Genomic DNA, 6,376 nt, shown 5'->3' with positions numbered 1-6,376 from the left:
GGAGTGATCGCATCGGCAATGGTGGCGAATATCGTCATCGCCGGGCTAGCCGGCGTGATGATGCCGCTCGCGCTCGACCGGGCGGGGGCGGACCCTGCCGTCGCCTCCTCGATCTTCGTCACCATGGTCACCGATTCGATGGGTTTCCTCATCTTCCTAGGGCTTGCGACCGGGTCTGGGCTCGTCGGCTAAGCTGTTGATCCGACGCTGCTAATGCGGCAAATGACAGCTTATGGGGTCACTCAACATCAGCAAGGTTGCAGTCGGCTGCGCGAGCTTCGAGGCGCTGAAGCGGCGCCAGGAGCTGCGAGTGGCGGACGGCGTGGTGCCGATCGTCACGCGCTTCCGCCCGAAGCGCGCGGACGAGCTGATCGGCGGCTCGATCTACTGGATCATCAAGCATCGCGTGACGGCGCGGCAGACGATCCTCGGCTTTGCCGAAAGCGAGGAGCGGAAGACGATCATCCGGCTGGACTCCAGGCTCGTGCCGGTGCGTGCATTCCCGAAGCGCGCGCACCAGGGCTGGCGCTACCTCGCTGCGGCGGACACACCCCAGGATTTCGACGGAAGCGAAGACGGCCTTGCCGAGCTGCCGCCGGCCTTGGTCAACAAGCTGTCGGCGCTGGCCCTGATCTAGCCGCCGCAGGCGACTCGGCCGGCGCCCTGCCCTTTGAGGGTACAGGCGGGCTTCCCCAGGATGATCGTCTCGCCGACGCCGGTGGCGGTGACCTCCGCCGCGCGCTTCACCGCAACCGAGATCGTTCCCGCCGTGTCGGCAGCGATCTTGGCATCGTCGGCGGTGAGCTTCTGCGCGTCGAGGTCGCCGGAGCCCTGGATTGCGGCGACGAGCTCCTTGGCCTTGCCGGCAAGCGAGATCTTGCCTGAGCCCATGAGGCCGATCGTAAGAGTGTCCGCCTCGACATTGCCGATGCCGATGCGCCCGCTGCCGGCGACGGTGGCGGCGAAGCGCATGCCCTTGGCGCGGTCGATGGCGAGGCTGCCGGAGCCGCTGACGGTGGCTGCGCTGAGCTCGTGCGTGCCGATGCTGAGCTTGACGGTCCCGGCGCTCTGCCCCGGATAGCCGCCCCAGGCGGACTTGTTCGGGCGGATTCGGAGCGTGCGCCCCTGCACCTCGATCGAGACCCGCTCGATGGCAAGATTGGTCCCGCTCGCGGTGACCGCACTCGGGCGGCCGGTGGCGAGGACGATCTCAAAGGGGCCTTCGACAATGATGCGGTCGAAGCTGGTGACGGTGAAGCGCCGCTCCTCCGCTTGCGCCGGCGCGGCGGCGGCGAATGCGGCAATGGCGGCGAGCATGATCCTTCTCATTCGAAGGACCATGCCCGCTTATGGTTAAAGCTTCTTGAAGGCTCAGGCGCCGCAGCGCGCGCCGCCCGACCCCATCTTGTGGACCGAACATTTGGCGGAGCCGCTGATGTCGACGTCGCCCGATCCCATGATAGACACGTCCGCCGTTTCCATCGCCCGCGCCCGGACATTCCCCGAACCGACGATGGAGACGTCGGCCGACCGGGATTCGAGGGCGCTCGCGTCCACGTCGCCCGATCCGGCGATCGAGACCTTCGAGCGGCCGGAGGTGCCCGCGGCCCGGATGTCGCCCGATCCGGCGATCGAGAAGTTCGCTTCGCCGACGCGGAGCGCCGCCACTTCGATATTGCCCGATCCGCCGATCGAGGCGGCGAAATCCTGCCCCTCGGCACGGTCGATCTTCATGTCGCCGGAACCTGCGATCGCTGCGGCCCGGATCGCCGGCATGGTGATGTAGATGGTCGTCTTCGGCGCGTTGCGGAAGCTCCAGTTGCCGCGCTTCGTGCCGATCTCGAGGTTACGGCCCTCGATCTTCATCTCGAGCCGGTCGAGCACCGCCGCCCCGCCTTCCGCCCGCACGGAATGGGCGCCGCCGACCCTGATGACGACGTCGTGCGGCCCTGCCAGCGACACCGAGTCGAAGCCCGCGAGGTTGAAGCTCCGCTGGGTCACGGGGCCCGCATTGCGGTCTCCGCCTTCGGCGTTCGCGGACATGTTGCAGGCCCCGATGAAGCAGGTGGCCGCCAGGATCAAAGCTGCACGCATCTCTAGCCTCCCTAGTGTATTAGAACCATAATACACGATCAGACCGCGTGCGCAACATGAAAAAGGCGGCCCCTCTCGGAGCCGCCCCTTCAGGCCGAAGCTGGTGCGGGAGACTTACTTCTCGACCACCTTGTCCTTGTTGTAGACCGCGGCAGCCTTGTTGAGGATGTCGAGGATCTTGTTGAGCGCCTTCGGCTCGTCGACCTGCTCCATCGCGGCCAGCTCGCGGGCGAGGCGGCTGGAGGCCGCTTCGAAGATTTGGCGTTCGGAATAGCTCTGCTCGGGCTGGTCGTCGGCGCGGAAGAGGTCGCGGGTCACTTCGGCGATCGACACGAGGTCGCCCGAATTGATCTTCGCTTCATATTCCTGAGCGCGGCGCGACCACATGGTGCGCTTCACCTTCGGCTTGCCCTTGAGCGTCGCAAGCGCCTCCTGCATCGTCTTGTCGGAAGAGAGCTTCCGCATGCCGACGCTCTCGGCCTTGTTGGTGGGGACGCGGAGCGTCATCTTCTCTTTTTCGAACCGGAGGACGTAGAGTTCCAGTTTCATCCCGGCGATGTCGGTGCTCTGCAATTCGACCACGCGGCCGACGCCGTGCTTGGGGTACACAACATAATCGCCAACGTCGAAGCTCAACGCTTTCGCTGCCATCTATTAGACCTTCCCAATGGAAACAGCCGCAAAACGCGCCAACCCGCACCCGCCCCATGAGACGCAGCCCAGCATTCGGATTTTGCGGCGATTCTTCTGATCACCAATGCGGACGCAGACGGGCGACCGCTTCGATGACAATCCTATAACAGAAATGAGAGGGTAAAGCTAGCGCAGCGGACGCCGGAGGCGCCGGGAAGGGCACACAAGCGCAGGAATCAGTCGCCTTCGCCGGGGTTCGAGCTGAAATATTTGTCGAACTTGCCTTCCTCGCCCTTGTGCTCGTCGGCATCGGCGGGAGATTCGCGCTTGCGGGTGAGGTTCGGCCATTCCGCCGAATAGGTGGCGTTCACCTCAAGCCACTTCTCAAGGCCCGCCTCGGTGTCGGGAAGGATCGCCTCGGCCGGGCATTCCGGCTCGCAGACGCCGCAATCGATGCACTCGTTGGGGTTGATGACGAGCATGTTCTCGCCCTCGTAGAAGCAGTCCACCGGGCACACTTCGACGCAATCCATATATTTGCACCGGATGCAGGCTTCGGTGACGACGTAAGTCATTGGCGCTTCTCCCTGAGTGCCTGCCCTAATCGGGCGCCCCTTCGCTCGTCAACGGCCCATCTGGCAGCTCGCTGTAGAGCGCCCGCGCCTCGGCGGGCGGCCCTCGACGGGTGGGGAGGGCTTCTACCTTGATCACGCGCACCCGGCCGTGGACGGCGAAGCTCAGCACATCCCCCACCCGCACCGGCGCATGCGCGCGGTCGATGACCCGGCCGGCGAGCCTCAGCCGGCCCTGCTCGGCAAGCTGCTGGGCAAGGCTCCGCGTCTTCACGATGCGCGCGAACCAGAGGAACTTGTCGAGTCTGAGGCTCGCGCCGTCAGCCACGGCGGAGGCCGGCAAGCGCCGCAAAGGCGTGGGTCGGATCGGCCGGCCGGTCATCGCGGCGGCGGGCCCGGCCTTTCCAGATCCAGCCCCCTTCGCTCGCGGCGGGGCGGAAGCCGATCTCCTTCATCAGCCGCGCCACCGCCTCGGGCTGGAGGCCGAGCGAGGTGGTGAGCGCCGCGTCGACGACGCTGGGCTGCTTGCCGGTCCGGGCTTCGTGCGCGTGCCGCGCCAGCCGCTCGACGAGATCGACGCGCAGCATCTGCGGCCCGAGCGCCCGAAAGCCCAGCCGCGTTAGCAAAGTCCGGAGCTCGTCCTTCGGCGTCGGCAGAACCACGCTAGAATGCGCCGGAAGCTCTGGCATCGCCTCTCCCGCAGCCGCGGCGCGAAGAGCCGTCCGCCACCGCCGGGCCTCCGGCTTCAGCACGTCGGGCATGAAGAGGTCGAGCGCCCCGATCCGTACGCCGAGCTTCGAGATGTGGCGGCGCTGCTCCCGGTTGAGCTCGGCGAGCGGCTTCGCGACTTCCGAGCGGTCGATGATGCCGCCCTCGTCCACCAGCATTGCGAGCACGGAGCGCACGGCCGGACCGGCAGCGGCTTCCTGCGCCGCCGCGCCCGCGGCCCGGAGCTTGCCGAGCGACCGCTCGACCTGCCCCCGCACCCAATTCTTCAGCCGCTCGATCACTGCCTCGCGGCCGCGGTCGGAGACACGCTCCAGCCGCCGGTCCAGCAGCACCCGCGGCGAGAGAAGGTTCTTGCCCGGCCCGAGCTTCGCCACCTCATGGCCGCGCCAGAGGATGGCGACCTGCTTGTCGGCATCGGTGCGGAGCGTGAAATGGTCGTCCGTATCGGCAACGAGGGCGGCGGCGCGCCGCTCGAACTCGCCGCTCAGCCGCCGCTCGGCGGTCGCAAGCAGCATCTTCCGGTCCGCGTGGCGGGCGGTGGGGTCCACCTCGAAATGAAAGCCGTCGAGGCGCCCGATCGGATAGGTGCCGACCGTCACTTCTCCCTGTTCGTCGACAATGACAGGAAATTCGCCCGCGCCCTTCCCGACGTCGCGCATCAGCACCGAGGTGCGGCGGTCGACGAAGCGCTGCGTCAGCCGTTCGTGTAGGGCGTCCGAAAGCTTCTCTTCTACGGAGCGGGCGCGCTCCGCCATCGCGTCCGGCTCCACCAGCCAGTCGGGCCGGTGCGCGATATAGGCCCAGGTGCGCACCCCCGCGATCCGATCGGCGAGGGTGTCGATGTCGCCCTGGACGTTGTCCAGCTTGGCGAGCTGCTCGGCATACCAGCCCTGCGGGATCCGGCCCGCACCCTCGGTGAGGTGGACGTAGATCCGCGCCACCAGCCGGGCGTGGTGGTCTGCTCCCGTTTTGCGGAAGTCCGGAAGGCCGCAGGCGGCCCAGAGGCGCCGCACCCGCTCGTAGCCCTTGGCGCGGTCCAGCACGTCGGGATCCTCGGCTAGCCGCTTCAGCACGGCAAGATCGACGGCTTCGTGCGCCGGTCGAAGACCTGGCTTGTCGGGGCGCTTCTCGAGCGAGCGGACCAGCGCCTCGACGCTCCGGAAATCGGGATCGCCCTCGCGCCAGTAAAGGAAGTCGAGCGGCTGGAAGCGATGCTCCTCGATCGCCTCGATCTCCTCCGGCCGGAACTCGGAGATGAGCTCGCCTTCGAGCGTCAGCGATCCGAAGGTGCCGTCGCGCTGGTGGCGGCCGGCGCGCCCGGCAATCTGTGCCATCTCCGCAGGGGTAAGCCGCCGCCGCCGATGTCCGTCGAACTTGGAAAGGCCGGCAAAGGCGACATGGGCGACGTCCATGTTGAGGCCCATGCCGATCGCATCGGTCGCGACGAGATAATCCACCTCGCCCGCCTGATACATGGCGACCTGGGCGTTGCGGGTGCGGGGGCTGAGCGCGCCCATCACCACCGCGGCGCCTCCGCGCATTCGGCGCAGCATCTCCGCCACCGCGTAGACCTGCTCAGCCGAGAAGGCGACGATCGCCGAACGCGGCGGCAGACGCGAAAGCTTGGTGGGGCCGGCATAGCTCAAGGTGGAGAAGCGCGGACGGCCGATGATCTCGGCCTTGGGAAGAAGCGCGCGCACCATCGGCGCAAGCGCTTCGGAGCCGAGGATCATCGTCTCCTCCCGGCCGCGGGCGTGAAGCAGCCGGTCGGTGAAGACGTGTCCCCGCTCGTGATCCGCGCCAAGCTGCGCCTCGTCCAGCGCGACGAAGGCGAAATCCCGCTCCATCGGCATCGATTCGGCGGTGCAGAGGAACCAGCGGGCATCCTTGGGGAGGATCTTCTCCTCGCCGGTGATCAGCGCGACCTGGTTCGGCCCCTTCAGCTTCACGACCCGGTCGTAGACCTCGCGCGCCAGGAGCCGCAGCGGAAAGCCGATCATTCCGCTCGAATGCGCGCACATCCGCTCAACCGCGAGGTGGGTCTTGCCCGTATTGGTGGGGCCGAGAATCGCCGCAAGCGGCGAACGGGCGAATCCGGTCATGCGGGATAGATCGGCACTGGCATTACAAAAGGCAACAATCTCCGCCGGTTCCATCGTGCTCGCTCGACTCGTCCGGCCGGCGCGGCAGCTGGCCGCACCTGTGGTCGGACTCCGGCAGCCTTAACTTTACTTCAACCGTCTTTAACCACAGTCAGGCTCCCGTCGCGGGAGTAGCAGGACGAGGGCGTAAGCCTCGCCGCATCCGCGCTGGGGTGGCAAGGGCTGCGGGGGCACAACCGCTTTGTA

The 6,376-nt window shown here is 67.1% G+C and carries 8 protein-coding genes; 2 read left to right on the top strand and 6 right to left on the bottom strand.

From position 1 onward, the window contains the following. Positions 1 to 192: magnesium transporter (locus tag VF662_RS12450; protein ID WP_464141666.1), on the top strand; the 192-nt coding region annotated here is incomplete at its 5' end. A gap of 40 nt (positions 193 to 232) precedes the next feature. After that, positions 233 to 637 (top strand): DUF1489 family protein, encoded by a 405-nt coding sequence (locus VF662_RS12445; protein WP_464141663.1) that lies wholly within the window; start codon positions 233 to 235, stop codon positions 635 to 637. On the opposite strand, the gene VF662_RS12440 is transcribed toward VF662_RS12445, so the two are convergent. The 6 genes from VF662_RS12440 to VF662_RS12415 all read right to left on the bottom strand — a co-directional run bounded on the left by VF662_RS12440 (position 634) and on the right by VF662_RS12415 (position 6,130). Beyond that, positions 634 to 1,317, bottom strand: a complete 684-nt coding sequence (locus tag VF662_RS12440; RefSeq protein ID WP_464141661.1) for a head GIN domain-containing protein — start codon at positions 1,315 to 1,317, stop codon at positions 634 to 636. The genes VF662_RS12445 and VF662_RS12440 overlap by 4 nt on opposite strands. A 54-nt stretch (positions 1,318 to 1,371) precedes the next feature. Further along, on the bottom strand, positions 1,372 to 2,094 hold the full coding sequence (locus tag VF662_RS12435) for a head GIN domain-containing protein (protein WP_464141657.1): 723 nt from the start codon (positions 2,092 to 2,094) through the stop codon (positions 1,372 to 1,374). Positions 2,095 to 2,208: 114 nt separating this feature from the next. Further along, positions 2,209 to 2,745 (bottom strand): CarD family transcriptional regulator, encoded by a 537-nt coding sequence (locus VF662_RS12430; protein ID WP_464141654.1) that lies wholly within the window; start codon positions 2,743 to 2,745, stop codon positions 2,209 to 2,211. A 218-nt stretch (positions 2,746 to 2,963) separates the two neighbouring features. Then, positions 2,964 to 3,302, bottom strand: coding sequence for a ferredoxin FdxA (gene fdxA, locus VF662_RS12425; RefSeq protein ID WP_464141652.1), 339 nt, complete (start codon positions 3,300 to 3,302; stop codon positions 2,964 to 2,966). Between the two features lie 25 nt (positions 3,303 to 3,327). Next, the gene (locus VF662_RS12420; RefSeq protein ID WP_464141650.1) at positions 3,328 to 3,627 is read right to left on the bottom strand and encodes an RNA-binding S4 domain-containing protein; all 300 of its coding nucleotides are present in this window, start codon (positions 3,625 to 3,627) and stop codon (positions 3,328 to 3,330) included. After that, positions 3,620 to 6,130 (bottom strand): helicase-related protein, encoded by a 2,511-nt coding sequence (locus VF662_RS12415; RefSeq protein ID WP_464141648.1) that lies wholly within the window; start codon positions 6,128 to 6,130, stop codon positions 3,620 to 3,622. The genes VF662_RS12420 and VF662_RS12415 overlap by 8 nt, the downstream gene beginning before the upstream one ends. Between the last annotated feature and the right edge of the window lie 246 nt (positions 6,131 to 6,376).

Source organism: Allosphingosinicella sp. (genome assembly GCF_036387215.1).
In the GTDB taxonomy this organism is placed as follows: domain Bacteria; phylum Pseudomonadota; class Alphaproteobacteria; order Sphingomonadales; family Sphingomonadaceae; genus Allosphingosinicella.
Note: the sequence above shows the minus strand (reverse complement) of the source record. Positions and strands in the feature narration are given on the sequence as shown.

Bases quoted from the DNA above. Each gene is read 5' to 3' on its own strand.
- VF662_RS12445 (WP_464141663.1), top strand. From the start codon at position 233: ATGGGGTCACTCAACATCAGCAAGGTTGCAGTCGGCTGCGCGAGCTTC.
- VF662_RS12430 (WP_464141654.1), bottom strand. From the start codon at position 2,745: ATGGCAGCGAAAGCGTTGAGCTTCGACGTTGGCGATTATGTTGTGTAC.
- VF662_RS12435 (WP_464141657.1), bottom strand. From the start codon at position 2,094: ATGCGTGCAGCTTTGATCCTGGCGGCCACCTGCTTCATCGGGGCCTGC.
- VF662_RS12415 (WP_464141648.1), bottom strand. From the start codon at position 6,130: ATGACCGGATTCGCCCGTTCGCCGCTTGCGGCGATTCTCGGCCCCACC.
- fdxA (WP_464141652.1), bottom strand. From the start codon at position 3,302: ATGACTTACGTCGTCACCGAAGCCTGCATCCGGTGCAAATATATGGAT.
- VF662_RS12440 (WP_464141661.1), bottom strand. From the start codon at position 1,317: ATGCTCGCCGCCATTGCCGCATTCGCCGCCGCCGCGCCGGCGCAAGCG.